The organism is Tardiphaga robiniae (assembly GCF_001618955.1).
Taxonomy (GTDB): domain Bacteria; phylum Pseudomonadota; class Alphaproteobacteria; order Rhizobiales; family Xanthobacteraceae; genus Tardiphaga; species Tardiphaga robiniae_A.
Genome location: NZ_LVYV01000055.1, coordinates 85,490 through 109,093, shown reverse-complemented (window position 1 = coordinate 109,093; position 23,604 = coordinate 85,490). Strand labels below are relative to the sequence as shown.

The window sequence follows — 23,604 nt, the reverse complement described above, 5'->3', positions numbered from 1 at the left end:
TGCAAGCGGTGGGTGAGACATGGGCTCTTAAGCCAGCATCTCCCGCACCATCGGGATGACCTTTCGCCCATACAGCTCGATGCAGGTCATGAGCTTCTCATGCGGCAATGGTCCGGCGCTGTATTTCAGATCGAAACGCGAAATGCCGAGCGCTTTCGAGGTCTTCGCGATCTTCTTCGCCACGGTCTCGGGTGATCCCACATAGAGCGAGCCCTTGTCGGCCTCCTGATCGAATTCGCGGCGCTGCATCGGCGGCCAGCCGCGTTCCTTGCCGATGCGATCCCGTATCACCTTATAGTCGGTCCACAATTCCTCGCGCGCCTGTTCGTCGCTGGCGGCAACATAGCCCGGCGAATGCACGCCGATCGGCTTCACCGGCTGTTCAATCTGCGCATAGGCGCGATGATAGAGATCGACATAGGGTTTGAAGCGCTCGGGCTCGCCGCCGATGATCGCCAGCATCAGAGGCATGTCATAACGAACGGCGCGAACGACTGACTCGGGACTGCCGCCGACGCCAATCCAGGTCATCAGCCTGCCGGCCTCAATCGGCGGATAGACGCGCTGATTGGTGAGCGGCGGGCGGGTTGTGCCGCTCCAGGTCACTTCCGGCTCTGACGCCAGTGCTGCGAACAGATCGAGCTTGTCCTCGAACAGCGTCTCGTACTGGTCGAGCTTGAAGCCGAACAGCGGGAAGGATTCTGTGAACGAGCCGCGGCCGAGAATGACCTCGGCGCGACCGTTCGAGGCAGCGTCCACGGTGGCAAAACGCTGGAAGACGCGGATCGGATCGTCGGAGCTCAGCACGGTCACGGCGGAACCGAGGCGAATGCGTTTGGTGCGTGCGGCGATGGCCGCGAGCACGACTTCGGGCGCCGATACGGCAAAGTCTGCGCGGTGATGCTCACCGACGCCAAAGAAGTCGACGCCGAGCTGATCGGCGAGGACGGCCTCGTCGATGACATTCCGGATGACCTGTGCATGTGACAGCATTTCGCTGTCCGCGCCACGTGTGACGTCACCGAACGTGTCGAGACCGAGTTCGAGCGGCATGGATCGCTTCCCTGATGGAGCCGAAACGAAAAAGGCCGCGCATCATGCGCGGCCTTTCGTAATGAAGGCGTGCCTGACTTACTTGGGCGCGGTGATTTCGAACTTCAAGGTGCCGATGCCATCGACGCCGCATTCGACCTTGTCGCCCGGCTGAAGTGCTGCAACGCCAGCCGGAGTACCGGTCAGGATCACGTCGCCGGCGCCGAGTTCGACCTGCAGCGACAGCTTGGAAATGATCTCGGCGATGTTCCAGATCATCTCGGACAAGTCACCCTTCTGACGTTCGGTACCGTTCACTGAGAGCCAGATCTTGCCCTTGGAGGGATGGCCGACCTTCGAAGCGGGGACGAGCGCGCCTGATGGTGCCGACATGTCGAACGACTTGCCGATTTCCCAGGGCTGCTCTTTCTTGCGCGAAATTGTCTGCAGGTCGCGGCGGGTGAGGTCGACGCTGACGCCATAGCCCCAGACATGGTCGAGCGCCTTTTCCGGCGAGATGTTGAGGCCGCCGCTCTTCAGCGCGACAACGAGCTCGACCTCGTGCTGCATGTCCTTGGTCAGTGTCGGGTAGGGGATCTCGCTGCCATCCGGTACGATCATGTCGGCGTGCTTGGCGAAAAAGAAGGGAGGGTTGCGCTCGTCATTGCCGAGTTCGCGGATGTGCTCGAGATAGTTGCGGCCCACGCACCAGACACGGCGCACCGGGAATTTCGAAGTCTCGCCCTGAACGGCGATGGCGGCTTGCGGCGGAGGTGCGATAACGAACGATGCGGTCATGGACGGCTCTCGGGCTGGTTGTGAATGCTGGGATCGAAACGGATGCCGCGCTTGCGCGGCAGAAAACAGAGGCAAGTCTTACGCCGACGCATCAAGCGGTGCCAGCGGCGAAGCATCACGATGTTGCAAGCGGAAGAACGACGCGTAGCGTCCACCACGGCGCAGCAGGTCGTCGTGGCGGCCGCGCTCGACGATCTCGCCGCCCTCGACCACGAGGATTGCGTCGGCATGCATGATGGTGTGCAGGCGGTGCGCGATGACGATCGTGGTGCGGTTCTGGCAGAGATGCTCGATGGCTTCCTGCACCGATTTTTCGGATTCGGAATCCAGCGCTGCGGTAGCTTCGTCCAGCAGGATGATCGGCGCGTTCTTCACCAGCGCGCGGGCGATGGCGATGCGCTGGCGCTGGCCGCCGGAGAGTTGCGCACCGTGCTCGCCAACCGGCGTCTCGTATCCGAGCGGGAAGCCCAGAATGAAATCATGGGCGCTGGCGGCCTTGGCTGCCGCAACGATCTCGTCTTCCGTCGCGCCCGGTTTGCCGAAGGCGATGTTCTCGCGGATCGTGCCGCGGAATAGATAGACATCCTGTCCGACATAGGCCGTCTGGCCGCGCAGCGAGCGACGGGAGACCTGACCGATCGACTGGCCATCGATGGTGATGTCGCCTTCGCTGACTTCATAGAGACGCAGCAGCAGTGCCAGCACCGTGGACTTGCCGCCGCCGGACGGGCCGACCAGTGCGGTGACCTTGCCGGGCTCGGCGACGAAGCTCATGCGGTTGAGCACCACCTCGTTGGGGCGATAGCGGAACGTGACGTCCTGCAGCTCGACGCGCGCATCGGTCAGCTTCAGCGCCGGCTTGTGGTCGTCATTCGGCTCGGAGGCTGGGCTATCGACGATCTCCAAGAGCGTATGCGCGCCGATGATCTGACTGTTGAGGTCGATGTTCAGCCGCGCCAGGCGCTTCGCCGGCTCATAGGCCAGCAGGAAGGCGGTGACGAAGGAAAAGAATTGCCCAGGCGTCGCACCCATCGCGACCACGCGATAGCCGCCATACATCAGCGAGGCCGCGATGGCGAAGCCGCCCAGCGTTTCCATCAGCGGGCTAGAGCGGCTGGAGACGCGCGCCATCCTGTTGGCGTTCTGCTCGACGGCCGTGATGCTCGCTTCCATGCGTTGCTGCATGGTCTGTTCGAGCGTGAAGGCCTTCACCGTGCGGATGCCCTGCAGCGATTCCTGCATCACTTCCAGAATCTCGGTGGTGCCGGTGAACTGGTTGCGGGCGAGGCCCTTGATGCGGCGGACCAGCTTGCGCAGCACCAGCATCGCGGGCGGCGCCACCAGGAAGCCAAACAGCGCCATATAGGGGTCCTGCATCACCATCACGCCGACCAGCGCGATCAGCGACAGCAGATCGCGGCCGACGGCGTTGATCAGCAGGCTGAGCACCTGCGTCACCGAATTGGCGCCGGCGGTGAGCCGCTGCAGGAATTCCGACGAATGCCGCTCCGAGAAGAAGCCGATGCTCTCGTTCATCAGCTTGGCGAACAACCGGCGCTGATTGTTGGCAACGATGGCATTGGAGATCTTCGATAGAATGACGGTATGGCCGTAGGTCGACGCGCCCTTGATCAGGAAGATCACCACCACGAAGCCCGAGAACAGCGCGATCCGCTCGATGCTCTTGTCGACATAGGCCTGGTTGATGACCTCGCCGAGCATATAGGCGGCGCCCGCGGTGGTGGCGGCGGAGACGGCCATCAGCAGGAAGGCCAAGAGGTAGCGCCGCCAATAGGTGACCGCCTGTTCGGCGACCAAGCGGCGGATCAGCGCCCAGGCGCCGTACGGATCGTCAGTGACTTTGCGAGTAATCTTGGCCATCCGCGGTCCAGCGACGGCGCCGGGCAGGGATTTGCCAGGGCGCCCAGTCAGCTTGCGAAACAGCCGCCTGATTGCCCGTTAAATCGAGGTTTTTCAAGCCAAATTCGGGCTTGCCAGCCCGTCACACACCGCTGGAATCAGGCCGATTTGGCCAATAATTCAATGCCATGGCGCTCGCGGGCGAGCTTCTCTTCCCAGGCCAGCGCGTGGCGCGCGATGGTTTCGAGATCGTCGTATTGGGGCGTCCAGTCGAGCGTCGCGCGGATCCGGGTGGTATCGGCGATCATGGTCATGATGTCGCCGTCGCGGCGCGGGGCGTATTGAACCGCGAAATTTCGGCCCGATGCACGCCGCACGGCCTCGATGGTTTCCAGCACCGAATAGCCGCGGCCATAGCCACAATTGAGGGTCGTGGATGTGCCGCCTTCGCGGAGGTAGCTCAGTGCGGCGCGGTGCGCCTGAACGAGGTCGCTGACATGGATGAAGTCGCGGATGCAGCTTCCGTCGGGCGTCGGATAATCGGTCCCGAACACGTCGATCTTGCTGCGTTGACCTGTGGCGGCCTCGACGGCGATCTTGAGCAGATGCGTCGCGCCCATGGTGGCCAGACCGGTGCGGCCCTGCGGATCGGCGCCGGCGACGTTGAAGTAACGCAGCGCGACGAACTCCATGCCATAGGCCGGTGCGATGTCGTGCAGCATGATCTCGGTCATCAGCTTCGATGATCCGTAAGGCGACAGCGGACGCGTTGGGGCATCTTCTGCCACCGGCGTGAAATCGGGATTGCCGTAGACCGCGGCGGTCGACGAGAAGATGAATTTCTTGACGCCGCACTTCACTGCCGCGTTGAGCAGGTTGCGCGTCGTCATCGTGTTGTTGCGATAGTAGGCAAGCGGGTCGCGCATCGATTCCGGTACGACGACAGAGCCTGCAAAATGGATGATGGCGTCGATGCCATGGGCAGCGATGACGCCCTCGACAAGATTCTCGTCAGCGACATCGCCGATGAACAGCGGAACGCCCTCGGGGAGATATGTTGAGAAGCCCGTCGACAAATTGTCGATCACGACCACGCTCTCGCCGGCTTCCACCAGCGCATGGACCATGTGACTTCCGATATAACCGGCGCCGCCGGTGACAAGGACGGTCATTGGATTTACTCACTCTCCCGTTTTGGGAACGCTATAGCGTCCGGGATGAAGAGTGGGTTTCGACGGCCGGCAACTGGCCACTATGCTTAATGTTGCGTATAGGAAATCAGGCGAAATGGAGTCACCTGTGCCGATTGCGGGCAAAACACCCGATAAACTGCAGCTGATCGTCACGAATCTGCACTGGCGCTACTCCGGTGTGACGGCGACCAATCGTATGGTGGCGCCGAAACTCGCAGACATGTTCGACGCAGCGTGGCTCGGATCCGACGCGCCCGCCGGCATTGCGCGCATGGATGTCGGCGATCTCATGAAATTGTGGCTGCGCCGTAAGCCGGTGATCTGGCACGCGCGGCGCAACAACGAGATGATTGCCGGCGTTCTGCTCAAGGCGCTTGGATGGCCGCTGAAACTGCTCTTCACTTCGGCAGCGCAGCGCCATCATACGTGGATCACACGCTGGCTGATCAGCCGCATGGACGCCATCATCGCGACCAGCGACATTTCCGCGTCGTATCTGAAGCGATCGGCGACCGTGGTGACGCATGGTGTCGATACCGATCGCTATGCACCGCCCATCGATCGCGCGGCAGCGTTTGCGGAAGCGAATTTGCCCGGGCGTTATGCGATCGGCTGCTTCGGCCGCGTGCGCGCGCAGAAGGGCACCGATCTGTTCGTCGATGCGATGTGCGAGTTGCTACCGCGCTATCCCGATTTCACGGCCGTTATCGTCGGCGCGATCACGCCGGACCAGATCGGCTTTGCCAATGAGCTCAAGAAGAAGATCGCCGATGCCGGTCTGCAGTCGCGCATCGTCATCACTGGCGAGTTGCCCATTGAAGACGTCGAGCGATGGTATCAACGCCTGGCGATCTACGCTTTCACTTCGCGCAATGAAGGCTTCGGTCTGACGCTGATCGAAGCGATGTCTGTAGGAGCAGCGCTGGTCGCAACGCGTGCGGGCGCCGCGGAGATCGTGGTTGAGGAGGGCGTGACCGGCAAGCTCGTGCCGACCGGCGATGCAGCGGCACTCACGCGGGCATTGGAGCCGCTGATGCGCGATCCCGATGTTGCTGCAGCCATGGGCACACATGCGCGCCAGCGCGTGCTCGACAAATTCAGTCTCGATGCAGAAGCGCGGGGAATTGCCGAGGTTTATCGCAGGCTGCTCTGACCCTGCAGGATATCCGCGACGAACGCATCCAAGTCTCCGCCTGCAAACAGGAAGCCGGGCAGGTGCGCAGCCTTGGCCGCTTCGATATCCGTATCGCGGTCGCCGATGGCAAAACTGCCTTTGCGTTGTACAGGCCAGTGGTGCATCAGATCGAGGATCATGCCGGGGCTCGGCTTGCGCCAGTGATGATCTTCCAGATAGCCCGCAACCGATCCAGCCGGATGGTGTGGGCAATAGCGGACGTCATCGATGCGGGCGCCTTGTGCGGCGAGTTCGGAACGCATCCACTTAAACAGCGTATTGAGTTCGTCTTCGGTGAAATAACCTCGTGCGACGCCGGACTGGTTCGAAAACAGGAAGACGAAATAGCCGGCATCATTGAGCCGGCGAATGGCCTTGGCCGCGTTCGGCATCCAGCGGATGCGATCGGCCGTGCCCATATAGCCGTCGTCGTAATTGATGACGCCGTCGCGATCCAGAAACGCTGCGGGCTTTGTTTGCGTGGTCGTCATATCTGTGCGCTTCTGTTGGACGCCTCGGCCATCACGCCTTGAATGATCCCGGCAACGTCTTCGGCCGGAATGTCGCGCATGCAGGCGTGGTTGTTCATGGTGCAGACCGGCTTGTGGCAGGGTTGGCACGGGACAATGGTCTTGGTCTGCACGGTGGCCGCCAGCGGATTGAGGGGACCCCAGAGCTGCGGGCTGGTCGGTCCGAAAATGCCGACGGTCGGCGTGCCCACGGCGGCCGCAATATGCATCAGGCCGGAATCATTGGCGACGGCGACATTGGCGGCGGCCATGCCGATCACGCCATTGCGCAGGTCGCCCGTGGTGAGGTCGCGAGCGCGGGGACCGGCGGCGGCAATGATTTCGTTGGCGAGGTTCTTCTCGCCGGGGCCGCCGATGACCCAGACGTCCAGCCCGCGCTCGACCAGCAGTCTTGCTGCCTCGGCATAATAGGTCCAGCGCTTGGACGAGCCCACCGAGCCGGGTCCGAGCGCCACGGCCGGGCCGGTTCCCAGCCCATTGGCCTGCCGCCAGCGCGCGATCTCGTCCGCGGGCACGCGGAACTGGGGCACCGGCCATTCCGGCGGCAGCGGCGTGCCGTCCGGCAGCGCCAGCGCGCATTTCTTGTCGATCATGCGCGGCAGCTTCTTTTCGCCCCAGCGCCACTGATTGATCAGGCCGAAGCGGGCCTCGCCGACAAAGCCGATGCGCTCCGGGATGCCGGCCAGAGCGGGTGCCAGGGCCGATTTCCAGGTCCGCGGCATCACCAGCGCGGTGCCATAGTTCCGTGCGCGCAGGGTGGCCGCCAGTTCCCATTGTTTGGCGAGCGCAAGCTGGCTGCGCGGCAGGTCCCAGACGATGCCCGAGCGGACGCCCGGCATGTAGTCGACCAGCGGGGCAACCAGTCTGGTCACCAGCAAATCGACCGGCCGGTTCGGCCAGCGCTCTTTCAGGACCCGGACAACCGTATGCCCACGGACGAAATCGCCGATCCACATATAGGGCACGATCAGGATCGGCCGGGTATCGTCCGGATCGACCATCACGCCCTGGTATGGGGAATTTACGTTCATTCTTTCAAGGACTTCGCTGTTCTGCCGCGGGCAACATCCGGCTCAAGTCGGTACCCGCTCCATTCCGGCAGGTAAAGCCATTTGGGTTGCTTCCAAATATGTCCCCACGGTCTTTATGACATCCCTGCGCCCAAGTTGCCTGTGGGGCAGGGTTGAGGCAAAGGTGGGTCAATCATGAGATCGGGGACTTCATGCTGCTTGTGACCGGGGGAGCCGGTTTTATCGGATCGAATGTCGTGGCCGCGCTGAATGACGCTGGCCGCGCGGACGTGGCTGTCTGCGATGTGTTCGGCCATGATGGGAAATGGCGTAATCTTGCCAAACGGCAACTTGCAGATGTGGTGCCGCCAGCCGAACTGATGGACTGGCTGAAGGGCCGCAAGCTCGATGCGGTCATTCATCTCGGCGCGATTTCGGAAACCACCGCGACCGACGGTGATCTGGTCATCGAGACGAACTTCCGGCTGTCGATGCGCTTGCTGGACTGGTGCACGGCCAATGCGACTCCGCTGATCTATGCATCATCCGCTTCGACCTATGGCGATGGTGCGCAGGGCTTTCGCGACGAGCAGACCGTTCCCGAACTCAAGAAACTGCGGCCGATGAATCTCTACGGCTGGAGCAAGCACCTGTTCGACCTCGCGGTCGCCGAACGTGTTGCGCGCGGCGAGAAATTGCCGCCGCAATGGGCCGGCCTGAAGTTCTTCAACGTGTTCGGGCCGAACGAGTACCACAAGGGCTCGATGATGAGCGTGTTGGCGCGGCGCTTCGACGACATCAAGGCCGGCCGCGGCATCCAGCTGTTCAAGTCACATCGCGAGGGCATCGCCGATGGCGATCAGCGCCGCGACTTCATCTATGTCGAGGACGTCGTTCGCGTGATGATGTGGCTGCTGGCGTCACCCAGTGTCAGCGGCATCTTCAATGTCGGTACCGGAACCGCGCGCAGCTTCAAGGACCTGATGCTGGCCGCCTACACCGCACTCGGCACCAGGCCGAACATCGACTATATCGACATGCCCGAGCAGATTCGCGGCAGCTATCAGTACTTCACGCAGAGCGAAGTCGATCGGTTGCGCGGTGCCGGCTACAACGGCGGTTTTACAACATTGGAAGATGCCGTCTCCCATTATGTGAAGGGCTTTCTCGACCAGCCCGATCGCTTCCGCTGAACGCGCAACAGGTACCGGTGTGATGTTTGATTTCGACGCCCTGTCGCACGCGATTGCCGATCAGACGGTGCTCTGTGTCGGCGATCTGATGCTCGACGAATTCGTCTATGGCGAGGTGTCGCGGATTTCGCCGGAAGCACCTGCGCCGGTCATCGCGGTTCAGCGCAGCGAGATCAATATCGGCGGCGCCGGAAATGTCGCACGCAATATTGCAGCCCTCGGCGCGAAATGCATCTTTGTCGGCCTGGTCGGTGAGGACGATGCCGGCGCAACGCTCAAGAATGCGCTCGCGCAGGAGCCTCTGATCGAAGCATTGCTGGTCACGGATTCATCGCGTCCGACGACGCGCAAGGTGCGCTTCGTGTCAGAGCATTTCTCGACACATATGTTGCGCGCCGACTGGGAACTGGCCGCGCCTGCGTCCGCGGCCATCGAAAAGCAATTGATCGATACAATTTTGCCGCAACTCGCGCGTGTCGACATCGTACTGCTGTCCGATTACGCCAAGGGCGTGCTGACCGCACGGGTGATCCGTAACGTCATCGATGCGGCGAAGAAGCTCGGCAAGCGCGTCATCGTCGATCCCAAGAGTGCAAATTTTGCGATCTATCGCGGTGCGACCTTGCTGACGCCGAACCGCAAGGAATTCGTCGAGGCAACGCGCAGCCGCGCCGACAGCGACATCAACATCGCGACCGCGGCGCAGGAAGCGATGATTCTGGCGGACTGCGCCGCGATGCTGGTGACCCAGAGCGAGCATGGCATGACGCTGGTGCCACGCGATGGCGAGCCCATCCATGTACCGGCGCTGCCGGTCAGGGTGCGCGACGTCTCGGGTGCCGGTGACACCGTTGCAGCCATGTTGGCCGTGGCACTGGCGGCCGGGGCAGACTGGGAAGCGGCATTGCGCGCGGCAACTGCCGCAGCCGCTGTGGCTGTCAGCAAGAAGGGAACGGCGGTGGTCACACCGTCAGAACTGCGTCGCCGGATTTTGCCGCATGCATTTCTGGCCGCTGAAGAGAAAATCGTGGCATCGACTGAGCTCAATGCGCAACTAGCCGACTGGCGCAAGCAGCAGTTGCGAATCGGTTTCACCAATGGCTGTTTCGATATCCTGCATCCCGGTCATGTAAAGGTTCTGACGGCAGCGCGCGCGACTTGCGATCGCTTGATCGTCGGCCTCAACAGCGACGCGTCGGTGAAGCGTCTGAAGGGCGAGGGGCGCCCGGTGCAGGACGAACGCGCCCGCGCAGAAGTGCTTGCGGCGCTGGAAGCGGTCGATCTGGTCGTGATTTTCGAAGAGGATACCCCACTGAACCTGATTACGCAGATCGCGCCGGCGACGCTGGTCAAAGGCGGCGATTACACGCGAGAGCAGGTGGTCGGCCATGAGGTTGTCGCCGCCAACGGCGGAGAGGTGATCCTGATCGATATCCTGCAAGGCCACAGCACGACGTCGCTGGTCGAGCGCGCGCGCAGCGGACAGTCATGACACGCATCACACAGTTTTCTGCCCGCAACTGGATGATTGCGACGCATGACGCCATCGTCACGGCGGCCGCGGTCGTTCTCAGCTTCGTGCTGCGTTTCGATGGCGAAAATCTGTGGGATCGGCTGCCGCTGCTGCTGAAGATCCTGCCGTACTTCGTCGTCTTCAGCTTTTTCGTCTGTTACCTGTTCAATCTGACGACGACGAAGTGGCGCTTCATCTCGCTGCCTGATTTGCTGAATATCATCAAGGCATCCACGGTGCTGACGGGCGCGCTTCTGGTGCTCGACTATATCTTCCTGGCGCCGAACGTGTACGGCACGTTCTTCCTCGGCAAGACAACGATCATCATCTACTGGTTCATCCAGATCTTCTTTCTGAGCGGATCGCGACTGGCCTATCGCTATTTTCGTTATACACGTACGCGCAATCAAGCGCGCGCGATGGATGCGTCACCCGCACTGCTGATTGGTCGTGCGGCCGATGCCGAGGTGTTCTTGCGCGGCATTGAGAGTGGTGCCGTCAAGCGCATGTGGCCGGTTGGTATCTTGTCGCCGGCGCTGTCCGATCGTGGACAGGCGATCCGAGGTGTGCCGGTACTCGGTGGCATCGACGATCTCGGCAATGTCGTTGATGACTTCAGCACGCGGCAACGTCCGATCGAACGGATCGTGATGACGCCGTCGGCGTTTGAAGCAGAGGCGTTGCCCGAGTCCGTATTGATGCGTGCGCGCAAGCTCGGGCTGACGGTTAGCCGGATTCCGTCGCTCGAGGAAAGCCGCGATACGCCGCAATTGGCGCCGGTGGCAGTCGAGGATCTGTTGCTGAGACCGAGCGTCAAGATCGACTATGCCCGGCTGGAGAACTTCGTGCGCGGCAAGGCGATCGTCGTGACCGGCGGTGGCGGCTCGATCGGCTACGAGATCTGCGACCGTGTCATCACTTTCGGCGCGGCACGGCTGCTCATTATCGAGAATTCGGAGCCGGCGCTTCATGCGGCTATGGAAAAGCTGGCGGCCAAGGTCACCAGCGCAGCGATCGAGGGCCGAATTGCCGATGTGAGGGACCGCGAGCGCATTCATCAACTGATGATCGCCTTCAGGCCGGATGCGGTGTTTCACGCAGCCGCGCTGAAACATGTGCCGATCCTGGAGCGTGACTGGGGCGAGGGTGTCAAGACCAACATCTTCGGTTCCGTGAATGTCGCCGATGCGGCGCTCGCATCGGGTGCTGATGCGATGGTGATGATCTCGACCGACAAGGCAATCGAGCCGGTGTCGATGCTCGGCCTCACCAAGCGTTTTGCCGAGATGTATTGCCAGGCGCTGGATGGCGACGCCATCAGCGGCAGTGCCGCCAAATCGCCCATGCGGCTGATCTCGGTGCGGTTTGGTAATGTTCTGGCGTCGAATGGGTCCGTCGTGCCGAAGTTCAAGGCGCAGATCGAAGCCGGTGGGCCGGTGACGGTGACGCATCCCGATATGGTGCGCTACTTCATGACCATCCGCGAGGCCTGCGATCTGGTCGTCACCGCTGCAACCCATGCGATGAATGCGCAGCATGCCGATGCATCGGTCTATGTGCTCAGCATGGGGCAACCGGTGAAGATCGTCGATCTCGCCGACCGCATGATCCGGCTGTCCGGTCTTCAGCCCGGCTACGATATCGATATCGTGTTCACCGGTGTTCGACCGGGCGAGCGGCTCAACGAGATATTGTTCGCCGAGCAGGAGCCAACCAGCGAGATCGGTATCGCCGGCATCGTCGCCGCCCGCCCGAACGAACTGCCGCTGGAGACGCTGAACAGCTGGCTTGCGATCTTGCGGAAGGCCATTGAGGCGGATCAACACGAGGTCGCTGTGGCGACGCTGAAGGATGCGGTGCCGGAATATCGGGCGGCGGCACAGTGAGGCTGCGTCAGCGGCGCGGCGTCGAGAAGGAGCGCAACACCAGCGCGACGGCGATGCCGCCAAGTACAAGTATAGTCGTGTCGGTAATAGCTGAGCGAAGATAAATAGACAGGCCGGCCAGTACCGCCAGCCCGATATTGAGCACGAATACCGTTCGCACAACCTCGATCACGGCGAAGCCATTGTCCGTCGCGCGCTGATAGAAGTGCGAGCGATGCGCTAGCCACACCGGCTCGCGTTTTGCCAGCCGCCGGAGCAGGGTGATGGTCGCGTCGGCAAGGTAATACAGCGGCAGTAAGATGGCGGCAGCCAGATGGTGCGCATAAGCCAGTTGCAGGAAGCACCAGGCCAGCAACAGCCCGACGGGAAGGCTGCCGACGTCGCCCAGAAACATCTTCGCAACGGGCCGATTGAACGGCGCGAAGCCGAGTGTGGCGCCGCAAAGCGCAGCGGCAATGAACGCCGTCGATAACGGCAGTTGCCCGGAGAAGCCGATCAGCACCAGCGCCGCGGTGATCGGAATCACTTCGGCCACTGTGATCCAGTCGAGCCCATCCATGAAATTCACGAGATTAACGAACCAGAGTGCGGCCAGCAGCAGCAAGCCGCGTTCGATCCAGAGAGGCAGGTCCGGTGTGATCTGCAGTGTCGGGGGCAGGGCAAACAGGATCGCGGCAATACTGACGGCTTGCAGCAGCAGTCGCGGCGTCACGGAAATCGGACGCAGATCATCAATCGCGCCGATGGTCGCGATCAGGATCGTTGCACCGAACAGTACCCACAGTGCCGGTGTCGCTGAGACGGGAAGAACTGCAACGGAGAGCCCGGCAACCAGCAGAGTGACTGATATCACCGCGATGCCGGCGCCTTGCGGTGTCGGCACCTTGTGGGACGATCGGGCATTCGGTCGCGCCATTGCATAGCGGATAAGCAGAGGATGAATGGCCTTGATGCAAACCGCGGACAGAACCGCGGCTACAATCAGAGCGACGAAGGTTGTAATCAGTTCGAATGACGACATCGGGATGACATTGGTCGCAGGAATGACATGCGTTGCAGGGAAGATTTGGGTCGCAATGAGACAAATAGTTCGGAGTTATGCACGGGGGCTCTTCTTATCCTGTTTTTACGGCATAGCTAGCAGCGAAGGCCGCGCTTCTGACGCAATCGGGTGTTGCGATACCGAAGTATTTCAGCATCATCGTCTGGATGGCTAATGGAATGCGATACGGATCGTCATGCAACGTGGCGATTCCTGGCGAATGTCTGGGGACACGATGTCTGAACAACCCATTCTTGTCACCGGTGCTGCGGGCTTCATCGGTTTCCATGTGGTGCGGCAACTGCTGGCCGAAGGCCGAACGGTCGTTGGCCTCGATAGCGTCAACAGCTATTACGATCCGGCGCTGAAGGAGGCGCGGCTGAAGCTGCTGGAGGGCCAGCCCCGCTTTACCTTCGTGAGGGCGAATCTGGCAGATCGTCCCGCGATCGCAGCGTTGTTTGGCGAGTACAAATTCCCGGTCGTCGTTCATCTCGCAGCGCAGGCAGGTGTACGCTATTCGATCGATCAGCCGCACGCCTATGCCGATGCCAATCTCGAGGGCTTTCTCAATATCCTCGAAGGGTGCCGGCACAATGGCTGTGAACATCTGCTTTATGCGTCGTCATCGTCGGTCTATGGCGCCAACAAGAAGAAACCGTTCTCCGTCAGCGACAGGGTAGACAATCCGATCAGCCTTTATGCTGCGACGAAGAAGGCCAACGAGTTGATGGCGCATTCCTACAGCCATCTCTATCGCCTGCCGACCACCGGGCTGCGTTTCTTCACCGTCTATGGTCCGTGGGGTCGGCCGGATATGGCGATCTTCCTGTTTACCAAGGCGATTCTCGACAAGCAGCCGATCAAGCTTTTCAATCACGGCAACATGCGACGCGACTTTACCTATGTCGACGACGTTGTCGGTGCTATCGGGCGGCTGATCGATCATGTGCCGACCGGTAGTGAGGACGAGGCGCCAGCGCGAATCTACAACGTCGGTAACCACAAGCCTGAGGATCTTTTGCATGTAGTCTCGGTTCTTGAGAAAGAACTCGGGCTGGAAGCCGTCAAGACGATGCTGCCGATGCAGCCGGGCGATGTACCTGAGACTTTTGCCGATGTGGACGATCTGATGCGTGACGTCGGCTTCAAACCGGATACCTCGATCGAGGAGGGGATTCGGCAATTCGTGACGTGGTATCGCAGCCACTACGGTAATCTGAACGCGAAGGGTTGAGAGCGACTGATGAGCAAGCGCATTATTCCCCTGATCATGTGTGGCGGTGCCGGTACGCGCCTGTGGCCATCGTCGCGTGAGGGGCGCCCGAAACAATTTCTGCCATTGTTCGGGCCGCGCTCGACCTTTCAGGACACCGTGATTCGCGTATCCGATGCTGGCTTGTTTGATCGTCCGATTGTCATCACGAGTGCTGCCTATCGGTTCATGGTGCGCGAACAGCTCGCCGAGATCGGGCTCGATGCAGACATCCTGCTCGAGCCGGCGCGGCGCGATTCAGGCCCGGCCATTGCCGCCGGCGCTGCTTTTGCACAGGCTCGGGATGAGGAAGCCGTCGTGCTTGCGCTTGCGGCCGATCATGTGGTGCGCGACGTGCCGGCTTTCGTAGCGGCGTGCCGGGCGGGTCTGGTGGTTGCCGATGCCGGGCACATCGTGACGTTCGGCGTGCAACCGGAGCGTCCGGCCACCGAATACGGCTATATTTCACCAGGCCAGGTGCTTTCCGGCGAGGTGAAGAGTGTCGCCAAATTCGTCGAGAAGCCGGACCTGCAGACGGCAACCGGTTATATTGAGGCCGGTTATCTCTGGAACAGCGGCAACTTCATGTTTCGGGCGGGGATGCTGCTCGATGAATATCGCCGCGTCGACGCCGATAGTGTCGAGACCATCACCAGTGCTGTGGCGAAGGCCGGCCGCGATCTCGGCTTCTTTACGCTCGATGCGGACGCTTTCGGGAAGGCAAAATCGATCTCTGTCGACTATGCCGTGATGGAGAAGACGACGAAGGCGGCCGTGGTGCCGGTGTCTTGCGGCTGGTCGGATGTCGGCTCGTGGCTCGCAGTGTGGGAGCTCTCCAACAAGGATGCGCAGGGCAATGCCGCGCAGGGCGTGGCGGTGTTCGAGGACTCGCGCAACTGCAACGTGGCCAGCGATGGTCCGGTGGTGGCGCTGGAGGGTGTCGACGATCTCGTGGTGGTGGCGACGCACGACGCCGTGCTGGTCTCCCGCCAGAAGGATGCTAACGGCTTGAAACGGCTTGTGGCGAAGCTGAAGGTCACGGCGCCGAAGGTCACCGAGGATCACCTCAAGGTGCATCGACCATGGGGATCTGTGCAGGCTCTTGAGGATGGCGAGCGCTATCAGGTGAAACGCCTCGTGGTGAAAGCCGGTGAGCGGCTGTCACTCCAGATGCACCACCATCGCTCCGAGCACTGGATCGTTGTGCGTGGTACCGCGAAGGTGACGATCAACGATCAGATCAAGACCGTCCACGAGAACGAGTCGATCTACATCCCGCTCGGTGCCACGCACCGTCTGGAAAACCCTGGTAAAATTCCGCTCGAGCTGATCGAGGTGCAGACGGGAAGTTATCTCGGCGAGGACGACATCGTTCGCATTGAGGACGACTACAAGCGGAACTAGTGGCCGGGCGTAACTCGCCCGAATCGATGCACCCACAGCGTGCATTCGCCTGAATTGGTACCGGTGAGGGGCTGCCACGACCTCTCATGCCGTATCTTTTTCCATTTTACGAAATAGCGACCTTTGCCACAATTGGGCGCCCGGAAGGCGACGAAAAGGCGGTTGTGGTCTCTGGGTCCGGTTCCAAGGCTCACGAAATCGTGTTAACCTATTGTTAGGTATCGGTAAATATCTGAAATTAAAAGCTAAAAATGACGTTTCTGCGACAGTTGCCCGGAACATTTGTCCCGACCGAGGTAATGCATTCTTGCAACAATGAGTCAGTTTTCGTTCTGAATTGTGGCTTTCGGATTGCGGCAGGTTCCGTTTCTTGTTAGCGCTCAATCCATGAAGCAGATCGCAAAGATTTTCCTTGTAGTTGTATCGTTCGGAGCGAGCGGCCAGTTCGCTCATGCAGCTGAGCCATTTTTCATTCTTGACGCCATCAATCAGGCGGTAAAGACGAACCCTGGTGTCGGCGAGGCGTCTGCCAATCGCCGCGCTACCGAAGCCGAACTTCGCCAGAGCCAAGGTACTTTGCTGCCTCAGATCAGGCTTCAGGCGAATACCGGTCCCGAGATGTTGAACCGGGCGATCGTTCCTGCGCCGGCCGGCAATGGCTCTTATGTCAACGGCAGCGAGGCGTCGGTAACGGTGCGCCAGCTGGTGTTCGACGGCTTTGCGTCGATTAACGACATCTGGCGTCAGGCTGCGCGGGTCGATGCTGCTGCGTTCCGGGTGCTTGAACGGACCGAACTGATCGCGCTCGATGCGGCTGAAGCCTACGTCGATGTGACGCGCTATTTGCGTCTGGTCGCTTTGGCCGAACAAAATCTCAAGGTTCATCTCGAACTGCGCGCCAATGTCCGTGCGCGTTTCGCTGGCGGTCGTGCCGGTGAGGGCGATACCCAGCAGGCGGAAGAGCGGGTGGCTGCAGCAGAAGCCGTGTTGTCGGATTTCCGCCTCAGCCTCGATTTCGCGCGCGCCAAGTATCGCAAGACCGTTGGGCTTGAGCCGTTCAATGTGCGCTTCCCCGGTCGCTTGCCCGATATGCCGGCAACCAAGAACGAGTCGCTTGACGTCGCCTTCAAGTACAATCCGACGATCCGCGCCGCCGGCGCAGATGTCGATGCGGCCAAGCGTGCTTTCGACTCGACCGCTGGCGCATTCGTTCCGAACGTCGCCCTGGAAGGCCGCGCGCTGCGCGGCAAGGACTCGATCACCTATCCGGGTAATCGCGACGAAGTCAGCGGCAAGGTTGTCGTCAGCTGGGATATCTTCCGCGGCGGTCAGGATGCGTGGAAGCGCGCCGAGGCTGGCGAACGCATGATCGAGCAGCAGCAGAAGCATGCGCGTCTGCAGCGCGATGCGCTGGAGTCGCTTGATAAAGCATGGGCTGCGCGGACGATCACGACGGAACGTGCAGCAGCGCTGGCGCGTGAAGTTGAAGCCGCTCGTCGCACCTTCGCTGCCTACAACAAGGAATATGAGCTCGGTCAGCGCACGCTGATCGATCTGCTGAACTCGCAGAACCAGTACTTCAACGCCAACGTCTCGCTGGTGTCGGCACGTGGCGTCACGGTGTTCGCCGACTATCAGTTGCTCGCGGCGATGGGGCAGTTGCTGTCCTATCTGAAGACCGGCAAGCCGCCGGAATCTGAACCGATCGAGAGCCGTGCATCCGGCCTGATCCCGTATCGCCTGCCACCGATCCTGCTGGCGGCGCCGGAACCGGGATCCGAGCCGCTCAATACGGTTCTGCCCTTCCGAACCTGGAATTCGCCTTTCGCACCGGCACTCGAACCGAAAGTCGTGCTGTTCGGTGATCGCTGGGCCTCGCAAGATCTGTCGAACGCCAACGCATTGTTCATGACATCGGGCCAGGTCGGGCAGGGCAGCGTATCGGCCGATGCTTCTGCGGGGCGCCGTTAACCAGTTAAGTACGCAGATTCATAATCCGCGGTCGGGTTTACCGTAAGTTCAGCAATTCGTCTGAACCGCGAAATAGTACAGGCGCTCCGCAAGGATCGCCTGTAAAGCTGGCAAGTCATATTTTGTAAGGCCAGTAGATCCGCGCACGGGTCATACAAGGCGCCTGGAATTTCCGAGGCTGCATTGAACATTCGCTCACCCCAGTTCGATATTGCAATGGACCTGCCGGCTACGCCCGTAGCGGAGGTCGAGCATCAGCATGCCGATCCGTTAACGGACAGCCTGCTTTATCTCGCCGCTCACCACGGCAGAGCTGTCAGCCGCAGTGCGCTGCTTGCCGGTCTCCCGGTCGAACGCGGCGTGCTGACAACGGCTCTGTATGAGCGCGCGGCGCAGCGAGCGGGTCTCGAGGCCGAACTGAACGAGCGGCCGCTCAAGGATATTCCTGCGCTGGTCCTGCCTGCTGTGCTTCTGTTTCACGATGGTTCGACGCGGATCCTGCGCGGCATCGATCTGGCGAGTGGCCGTCTGACACTGGCAACCCCCGTCGGTGACGGTGCGATCGCCATGGAGCGGATCGAAGCCGTCGAAGAGAAATATGCCGGCTTCGTCTATTTCGTCCGTCCGGCGTCCGTCAGCGATCCGCGCGCCGTCGCCGCCGGCGATTTACCGAAGGCGCACTGGTTCTGGTCCGTCGTCAGCCGGTTTGGCTCCAACTACAGCCATGTCGCCATTGCAGCTTTCATCGTCAACATGCTGGCGCTCGCCGCGCCGCTGTTCACCATGAGCGTGTATGATCGCGTCATTCCGAATGGCGCGATCCCGTCGCTGGTCGCGCTTGGTATCGGTCTGTCGCTGGCGATCGCTTTCGATTTCCTGCTCAAGGTGGTCCGTAGCCGCATCATCGACATGACCGGCAAGAAGATCGACGTGGTGCTGGCGTCGAACATCTTCGAACATGTGATGGCGCTGAAGATGGATAAGCGTCCGCCCTCGGTCGGCATTCTCGCCAATCAGATGCGCGACTTCGACTCGGTGCGCGAGTTCTTTACGTCAGGCACGGTCGTGTCGGCGACCGACATGATATTCGCGATCATCTTCATCGCAGTGCTGTTCGTGATTGCCGGGCCGCTGGCCTGGATCCCGCTGGCGATGCTGCCTGTCATGATCATTGTCGGCCTCTTGATCCAGCGGCCGCTCGATCGTGCGATGAAGCGCCTGCAGGCGGAATCGGCCGCACGCCACGGCATCCTCATCGAGTCGCTGAACGGCATCGAGACCGTTCGCGCTGTCGCGGGTGAAAGCCGCGTGCAGACAGTGTGGGAACGTTCCGTCGCAGCGACGGCACGTTCCAGCGAAGGCGTGCAGTTCTGGTCCTCGCTGGCGATGACCAGTGCGAGCGTGGCGACGCAGCTCTGCAGCCTGTTGCTGGTCGTGGTCGGTGTGTTCCTCATTCTCGACGGCAAGCTGTCGGTCGGTGCGCTGGTTGCGGCCAATATGTTATCGGGCCGCATTCTCGGTCCCATCGCGGGCATCGCGGCTGTGATGACGCGCGCGACACAGACCATGTCGGCCCTGCGGTCGATCGATCGCCTGATGGCGACGGAGCGCGAACGGCCGCCGGAAAAGATATTCGTGGCCCGCGAGATCACCAAGGGCAGCATCGAATTCCGCAATGTCAGCTTTTCCTATCCGAACAGCCCGGCGAAAGCCCTCGACGGCATCTCTTTCCACGTGAAGCCTGGCGAGAAGATCGGCATCATCGGCCGGGTCGGCTCAGGCAAGACCACGGTGGGCCGTCTGGCGACGGCGTTCTATCCGCCGAGCGAAGGCAGCATCCTGATCGACGGCATCGATATCCGGCAATACGACCCGGCCGACCTGCGCGCCGGCATCGGTTTCGTGCTGCAGGACACCGATCTGTTCTATGGCAAGCTGCGCGACAACATCACGCTGGGCCGTCCCGATGCGACCGATGAGGAAGTGCTCGCGGCTGCACGGCTGTCCGGCGTCGAGACCTTCATCGCCGGTCATCCGCAGGGCTACGATATGATGGTTGCCGAAGGCGGCCGTAGCCTGTCGGGCGGCCAGAAACAGGCGATCGGCCTCGCGCGTGTGCTGATCCGCAAGCCGCGCGTGTTGTTTCTCGACGAACCCACTGCGCATTTCGATGTGCGCAGTGAAGGTGAATTCCTCGATCGCCTCAAGACGCTCGCCAAGGGTGAGATGTCGATCATCGTCTCGACGCATCGCCCGTCGCTACTGTCGCTGGTCGATCGCATTCTCGTGTTCGACAACGGCAAGATCGTCGCCGACGGTCCTGCCGACCAGATCCTGACGCGCTTGCGTCCGCAGCCGCAGGCTCCTCAAGCCGCGGGGAGGCCGGTCAATGTCGCAGTCTGATTTCGCATTTTCGAACGACGTTCGTGCGGCCATGGAAATGCGCACCCCGCGCACGGCGCGGATGTTGTTGATGACCGTCACCGGTCTGCTTGTCGTGTTCCTGCTGTGGGCACACTTCGCCGTGCTCGATGAAGTGAAGCGCGGCAATGGCAAGGTGGTGCCGTCGCGCCAGACCCAGGTGGTGCAATCGCTCGAAGGCGGCATCATCAGCGAATTGCTGATTCAGGAAGGCGCCATCGTCAGAAAGGATCAGCCACTGGCGCGCATCGAGGATACCAACTTCGCGGCGCAGTTTGGCGAAATCCGCGAGCGGCGCGGTGCCATGGCTGCCCGCGTGATCCGACTGGAAGCAGAGACCTTCGGCAAGACCAGCGTCGAGTTTCCGGAAGATCTCACGAAGCTTGCACCGCGTGCGGTTCAGACCGAACGCAGCGTGTTCGACGCCCATATGCGCAAGCTTGCGCAGGACATCGACGTGATTGCCCAGCAGGAATGGCAGAAGAAAAAGGAAATCGACGAGCTCCGTGCGTCGGAAACCCGCTTCTCCGAGACGCTGACGCTGCTGACCCGCGAAACCTTGCTGACGCGCCGGCTCTATGAGCAGAAGGTCGTTCCCGAGATCGAGATGCTGCGGTCCGACCGGCAGGCCACCGACATGCGCGGCCAGCTCGCGGTCGTGCAGGCAACCATGGTCAAGACCGAGGCCGCTGTGAAAGAAGCGCAGTCGCGGCTTTTGAATATCACCACGGCATTTCGTTCCACGGCGGAAGATGATCTCGCGAAATCGCGCGGCGATCTCGCGGTCCTCGACGAGAACATCAAGTCCGCGCAGGATCGCGTTCGGCGCACCGAGCTGCGGTCGCCGGTCTACGGCATCGTTAACAGACTCAACGTCACCACCATCGGTGCGGTCGTTGCACCTGGCGCCAGCGTGATGGAGATCGTGCCGCTTGAGGATACGCTGCTGGTCGAGGGGCGCATTCGTCCGCAGGACATCGCCTTCATCCGTCCGGATCATGAGGCGGTGGTGAAGCTCAGCGCCTACGACTCTTCGGTCTATGGATCGCTTCACGGCCGGGTCGAACGTATCAGCGCCGATACCATCACCGACGAGAAGGGTGACAAGAACGAGCGCGGCGAGACGTTCTACCGCGTCATGGTGCGCACCGAAAAAAACCACCTTGGCACTGCCGAGCAGCCGCTGCCGATCATTCCCGGCATGGTGGCGACAGTGGAAATCCTGACCGGCAAGAAGTCGGTGCTGGATTATCTCGTGAAGCCTGCGCGCATGCTGCGTGACGAGGCGTTTCGCGAACGCTGACAGCGCTACGGAGCATCTCCGCTGCTCCGTATGTTACCTTGCTCCCGGCCCATCAGAGTCAACGAACTCTTAAAACGCAGGCTTCGCTAAAATTCGAGCGAATGCGTTGGTAGGCGATTGAGCGCGTTCAACGACATACCCGCACAGGTTGACGTGTTTTAACCGGCCTGAAGCAGCCCCCGATTTATCCCTGATGCCACAAGATCCGGACGGGGATCGACGCAATGACGTCGGCCGATGCTCCGGACAACGGGGCGTCAGTCATGTTGCGTATCGATCAGGCGCGGGCATTCCCGCGTGCGCTGGGGTTCGTGCTCGCCGGTGTCGTAAGCGTCAGCGCTTGCGATGGAGCATTGGCAAAGTCACGCGCGAAGAAGACGGTGCTTGAGCGCCCCGTGATCGACACGCCGATCGCGGGCATGACCGCGCCGCCGGTTCGGTTCTTCACGATCAACCAGGTGCTGGCCAAGCGTGACAGCGAGAACCGTGCAAAGCCCGGCAATATCGAACTCGCATCCCTGGATACGTCGCAGGGATCAGATGCCAAGGTGATCAGCGATGCGCCGTCTCCGGCCGCGATCCTGCCTGCCACCAGTGAGGAGCCGTTCGGCCTGTTCACGTTCCGCGCGCCTGAAGGGCTGCTGTGGACGAAATGGCGCGGTGTCGAAGCGCGTATGCGCGCCGACTTGAAATCGATCGAGGATTGCAAGGCTGATAGCGAGAACTGCGCTGCCGGTGCGCGCAAGTTTGTCGCCGTCACGCGTTCCGCCGCCGGGTTGGATCTGCGCACACGCATCGAGGCGATCAATCGCGACGTCAACTATGCGATCCGCTATGTCGGCGACTATCAGCAGCACGGCGTCGCCGATCTGTGGAGTTCGCCGCTCGAGACGCTGTCCGCGGGCATCGGCGATTGCGAAGACTATGCGATCGCCAAACTCGCCATGCTCGTCGCAACGGGCGTGCCGGAGGCCGATATCAAGATGATGCTGGTGCGTGACATGGCAGTGCGCCAGGACCATGCGGTGCTGACCGTCCGTGTCGATGGCCGCTGGCTGGTGCTCGACAATCGCTACTCCCGACTGTCGGAAACACGTGATCTGCCGCATTTCATGCCGCTTTTCGCCATCGACCACAAAGGCGTCAGCCTGTTCGCCGCGCCCTATGCCGCCCGTCCGCATCATGAGAGCGAGACCGACATGTTGCCCGCGGCCGAGGTGGACGGCTTCGGCGGTGGCTCTTCCTTGCCGCTGGCGCTCTGAGATAGTTCGACAACACAACGTCGACAATCGGCCTGATATCGACGTTTTATGCGCTTCGCGATCTTGTACTTCCGTGCATCTTGGGCTCTTAATGCGTCAGGGTGAGGTCGACGAGGGGATTGAGATGCGCTTCAAGCACACGCTGTTGGGTTTGTTGGTGGCGGCCGGAATGGCTTCCGGTGCAACTGTCTCGCATGCCGAAGGCCTGCTTCCGGGCGCTGCCTTCTCCGTCGATTGTCAGAATGGGGCGGTCTACAAGCTGACCTCCGGCCGTGTGACCTTTCCGGGTGATATCGTCACCGGCCATCTGTACCTGACCCCGCACAGTGCAATGCCTGTTCGCCTGATCCCGATGGGTGAGGGATATCGCTATGCAGGCCGTGGCGTATGGCTGGATGGCATTCGCGAGCACGCGCTGTTGTATCGGGCCAAGTATAGCCCGGTCGCGTGCGTCGTTACCCGCATCTAGACTTTTATCCTATCAATTATCTCCTGCGATAGCAGTCCTGCGATAGCGAGTTGCGTATCTGCGCAGCTTGCTGATTCACGTCTGTGTCCGGAGAACAAGTCCGCGATCCAGAGATTCGCGGAATGCGCACTGCAAATGGCGACCTTGCCATCTGGCCGTGACACGAATGCGCTTTAAGCAACTGTCCCATTTCGAAATTTGCTCGCGAAGGGCGACCACTACGCGGCGGTTCGCGCCGCTGTCGATATCGGCTCGCGAAAGCAAATTCAGGTGCCCGTCCAATATTGGCGG

The 23,604-nt window shown here is 61.2% G+C and carries 18 protein-coding genes; 11 read left to right on the top strand and 7 right to left on the bottom strand.

What is annotated here, in order from left to right; genetic code table 11:
* Window positions 1-27: 27 nt before the first annotated feature.
* From A4A58_RS27235 to galE, 4 genes are all read right to left on the bottom strand, one after another.
* Window positions 28-1,053 carry an LLM class flavin-dependent oxidoreductase gene (locus tag A4A58_RS27235; RefSeq protein ID WP_068738165.1) on the bottom strand — a complete coding sequence of 342 codons (1,026 nt, stop codon included), beginning with the start codon at window positions 1,051-1,053 and terminating at the stop codon, window positions 28-30.
* A 78-nt stretch (window positions 1,054-1,131) separates the two neighbouring features.
* On the bottom strand, window positions 1,132-1,830 hold the full coding sequence (locus A4A58_RS27230) for a fumarylacetoacetate hydrolase family protein (protein WP_068738163.1): 699 nt from the start codon (window positions 1,828-1,830) through the stop codon (window positions 1,132-1,134).
* Between the two features lie 78 nt (window positions 1,831-1,908).
* Window positions 1,909-3,711, bottom strand: coding sequence for an ABC transporter ATP-binding protein (locus A4A58_RS27225; RefSeq protein ID WP_068738161.1), 1,803 nt, complete (start codon window positions 3,709-3,711; stop codon window positions 1,909-1,911).
* Between the two features lie 137 nt (window positions 3,712-3,848).
* Window positions 3,849-4,862 carry a UDP-glucose 4-epimerase GalE gene (gene galE, locus A4A58_RS27220; protein WP_068738159.1) on the bottom strand — a complete coding sequence of 338 codons (1,014 nt, stop codon included), beginning with the start codon at window positions 4,860-4,862 and terminating at the stop codon, window positions 3,849-3,851.
* Between the two features lie 115 nt (window positions 4,863-4,977).
* Between galE and A4A58_RS27215 the strand changes: the two genes are divergently transcribed.
* Window positions 4,978-6,036 (top strand): glycosyltransferase family 4 protein, encoded by a 1,059-nt coding sequence (locus A4A58_RS27215; RefSeq protein WP_068738158.1) that lies wholly within the window; start codon window positions 4,978-4,980, stop codon window positions 6,034-6,036.
* Here the strand turns inward: A4A58_RS27215 and A4A58_RS27210 are convergent.
* Window positions 6,018-6,548 (bottom strand): HAD family hydrolase, encoded by a 531-nt coding sequence (locus A4A58_RS27210; protein ID WP_068738156.1) that lies wholly within the window; start codon window positions 6,546-6,548, stop codon window positions 6,018-6,020. The two genes, A4A58_RS27215 and A4A58_RS27210, sit on opposite strands and share 19 nt — an antisense overlap.
* Entirely contained in the window at window positions 6,545-7,618 is a 1,074-nt protein-coding gene (gene waaF / locus A4A58_RS27205; RefSeq protein WP_068738154.1) for a lipopolysaccharide heptosyltransferase II, read from the bottom strand. Before waaF ends, A4A58_RS27210 begins: the two co-directional genes overlap by 4 nt.
* A 191-nt stretch (window positions 7,619-7,809) precedes the next feature.
* Here waaF and rfaD point away from each other — a divergent pair, with 191 nt between their 5' ends.
* From rfaD to A4A58_RS27190, 3 genes are read left to right on the top strand one after another with little or no spacing between them, the layout of a single operon-like run.
* Window positions 7,810-8,790: an ADP-glyceromanno-heptose 6-epimerase gene (gene rfaD, locus A4A58_RS27200; protein ID WP_068738152.1), complete on the top strand. Its 981-nt coding sequence runs from the start codon at window positions 7,810-7,812 to the stop codon at window positions 8,788-8,790.
* Between the two features lie 22 nt (window positions 8,791-8,812).
* Window positions 8,813-10,282: a D-glycero-beta-D-manno-heptose-7-phosphate kinase gene (gene rfaE1 / locus A4A58_RS27195; RefSeq protein WP_068738150.1), complete on the top strand. Its 1,470-nt coding sequence runs from the start codon at window positions 8,813-8,815 to the stop codon at window positions 10,280-10,282.
* Window positions 10,279-12,189, top strand: a complete 1,911-nt coding sequence (locus tag A4A58_RS27190; protein ID WP_068738148.1) for a nucleoside-diphosphate sugar epimerase/dehydratase — start codon at window positions 10,279-10,281, stop codon at window positions 12,187-12,189. Before rfaE1 ends, A4A58_RS27190 begins: the two co-directional genes overlap by 4 nt.
* 7 nt (window positions 12,190-12,196) lie before the next feature.
* Here the strand turns inward: A4A58_RS27190 and A4A58_RS27185 are convergent, their stop codons facing one another.
* Window positions 12,197-13,210, bottom strand: a complete 1,014-nt coding sequence (locus A4A58_RS27185; protein WP_068738146.1) for an MraY family glycosyltransferase — start codon at window positions 13,208-13,210, stop codon at window positions 12,197-12,199.
* A 256-nt stretch (window positions 13,211-13,466) separates the two neighbouring features.
* On the opposite strand from A4A58_RS27185, the gene A4A58_RS27180 reads away from it, so the two are divergent.
* The 7 genes from A4A58_RS27180 (at window position 13,467) to A4A58_RS27150 (ending at window position 23,313) form a co-directional block, all read left to right on the top strand.
* Window positions 13,467-14,465, top strand: coding sequence for an NAD-dependent epimerase (locus A4A58_RS27180; protein WP_068738144.1), 999 nt, complete (start codon window positions 13,467-13,469; stop codon window positions 14,463-14,465).
* A gap of 9 nt (window positions 14,466-14,474) precedes the next feature.
* Window positions 14,475-15,887, top strand: coding sequence for a mannose-1-phosphate guanylyltransferase/mannose-6-phosphate isomerase (locus A4A58_RS27175; protein ID WP_068738141.1), 1,413 nt, complete (start codon window positions 14,475-14,477; stop codon window positions 15,885-15,887).
* Between the two features lie 387 nt (window positions 15,888-16,274).
* A complete protein-coding gene (locus tag A4A58_RS27170) occupies window positions 16,275-17,858 on the top strand; it encodes a TolC family outer membrane protein (protein ID WP_068738139.1) in 1,584 nt (527 codons plus the stop codon).
* Window positions 17,859-18,074: 216 nt separating this feature from the next.
* On the top strand, window positions 18,075-20,261 hold the full coding sequence (locus tag A4A58_RS27165) for a type I secretion system permease/ATPase (protein ID WP_068738137.1): 2,187 nt from the start codon (window positions 18,075-18,077) through the stop codon (window positions 20,259-20,261).
* Complete coding sequence (locus tag A4A58_RS27160) at window positions 20,248-21,582, top strand: HlyD family type I secretion periplasmic adaptor subunit (RefSeq protein WP_068738135.1); 1,335 nt, start codon at window positions 20,248-20,250, stop codon at window positions 21,580-21,582. Before A4A58_RS27165 ends, A4A58_RS27160 begins: the two co-directional genes overlap by 14 nt.
* 224 nt (window positions 21,583-21,806) lie before the next feature.
* A complete protein-coding gene (locus A4A58_RS27155; RefSeq protein WP_244499886.1) occupies window positions 21,807-22,844 on the top strand; it encodes a transglutaminase-like cysteine peptidase in 1,038 nt (345 codons plus the stop codon).
* 124 nt (window positions 22,845-22,968) lie between these two features.
* Window positions 22,969-23,313 (top strand): hypothetical protein, encoded by a 345-nt coding sequence (locus A4A58_RS27150; RefSeq protein ID WP_081422115.1) that lies wholly within the window; start codon window positions 22,969-22,971, stop codon window positions 23,311-23,313.
* Window positions 23,314-23,604: the final 291 nt, after the last annotated feature.

Bases quoted from the DNA above. Each gene is read 5' to 3' on its own strand.
- A4A58_RS27155 (WP_244499886.1), top strand. From the start codon at position 21,807: ATGACGTCGGCCGATGCTCCGGACAACGGGGCGTCAGTCATGTTGCGT.
- A4A58_RS27225 (WP_068738161.1), bottom strand. From the start codon at position 3,711: ATGGCCAAGATTACTCGCAAAGTCACTGACGATCCGTACGGCGCCTGG.
- A4A58_RS27150 (WP_081422115.1), top strand. From the start codon at position 22,969: ATGCGCTTCAAGCACACGCTGTTGGGTTTGTTGGTGGCGGCCGGAATG.
- galE (WP_068738159.1), bottom strand. From the start codon at position 4,862: ATGACCGTCCTTGTCACCGGCGGCGCCGGTTATATCGGAAGTCACATG.
- waaF (WP_068738154.1), bottom strand. From the start codon at position 7,618: ATGAACGTAAATTCCCCATACCAGGGCGTGATGGTCGATCCGGACGAT.
- A4A58_RS27175 (WP_068738141.1), top strand. From the start codon at position 14,475: ATGAGCAAGCGCATTATTCCCCTGATCATGTGTGGCGGTGCCGGTACG.
- A4A58_RS27180 (WP_068738144.1), top strand. From the start codon at position 13,467: ATGTCTGAACAACCCATTCTTGTCACCGGTGCTGCGGGCTTCATCGGT.
- rfaE1 (WP_068738150.1), top strand. From the start codon at position 8,813: ATGTTTGATTTCGACGCCCTGTCGCACGCGATTGCCGATCAGACGGTG.
- A4A58_RS27235 (WP_068738165.1), bottom strand. From the start codon at position 1,053: ATGCCGCTCGAACTCGGTCTCGACACGTTCGGTGACGTCACACGTGGC.
- A4A58_RS27185 (WP_068738146.1), bottom strand. From the start codon at position 13,210: ATGTCGTCATTCGAACTGATTACAACCTTCGTCGCTCTGATTGTAGCC.
- A4A58_RS27215 (WP_068738158.1), top strand. From the start codon at position 4,978: ATGGAGTCACCTGTGCCGATTGCGGGCAAAACACCCGATAAACTGCAG.
- A4A58_RS27210 (WP_068738156.1), bottom strand. From the start codon at position 6,548: ATGACGACCACGCAAACAAAGCCCGCAGCGTTTCTGGATCGCGACGGC.
- A4A58_RS27230 (WP_068738163.1), bottom strand. From the start codon at position 1,830: ATGACCGCATCGTTCGTTATCGCACCTCCGCCGCAAGCCGCCATCGCC.
- A4A58_RS27160 (WP_068738135.1), top strand. From the start codon at position 20,248: ATGTCGCAGTCTGATTTCGCATTTTCGAACGACGTTCGTGCGGCCATG.
- A4A58_RS27170 (WP_068738139.1), top strand. From the start codon at position 16,275: ATGAAGCAGATCGCAAAGATTTTCCTTGTAGTTGTATCGTTCGGAGCG.
- A4A58_RS27190 (WP_068738148.1), top strand. From the start codon at position 10,279: ATGACACGCATCACACAGTTTTCTGCCCGCAACTGGATGATTGCGACG.
- rfaD (WP_068738152.1), top strand. From the start codon at position 7,810: ATGCTGCTTGTGACCGGGGGAGCCGGTTTTATCGGATCGAATGTCGTG.
- A4A58_RS27165 (WP_068738137.1), top strand. From the start codon at position 18,075: ATGGACCTGCCGGCTACGCCCGTAGCGGAGGTCGAGCATCAGCATGCC.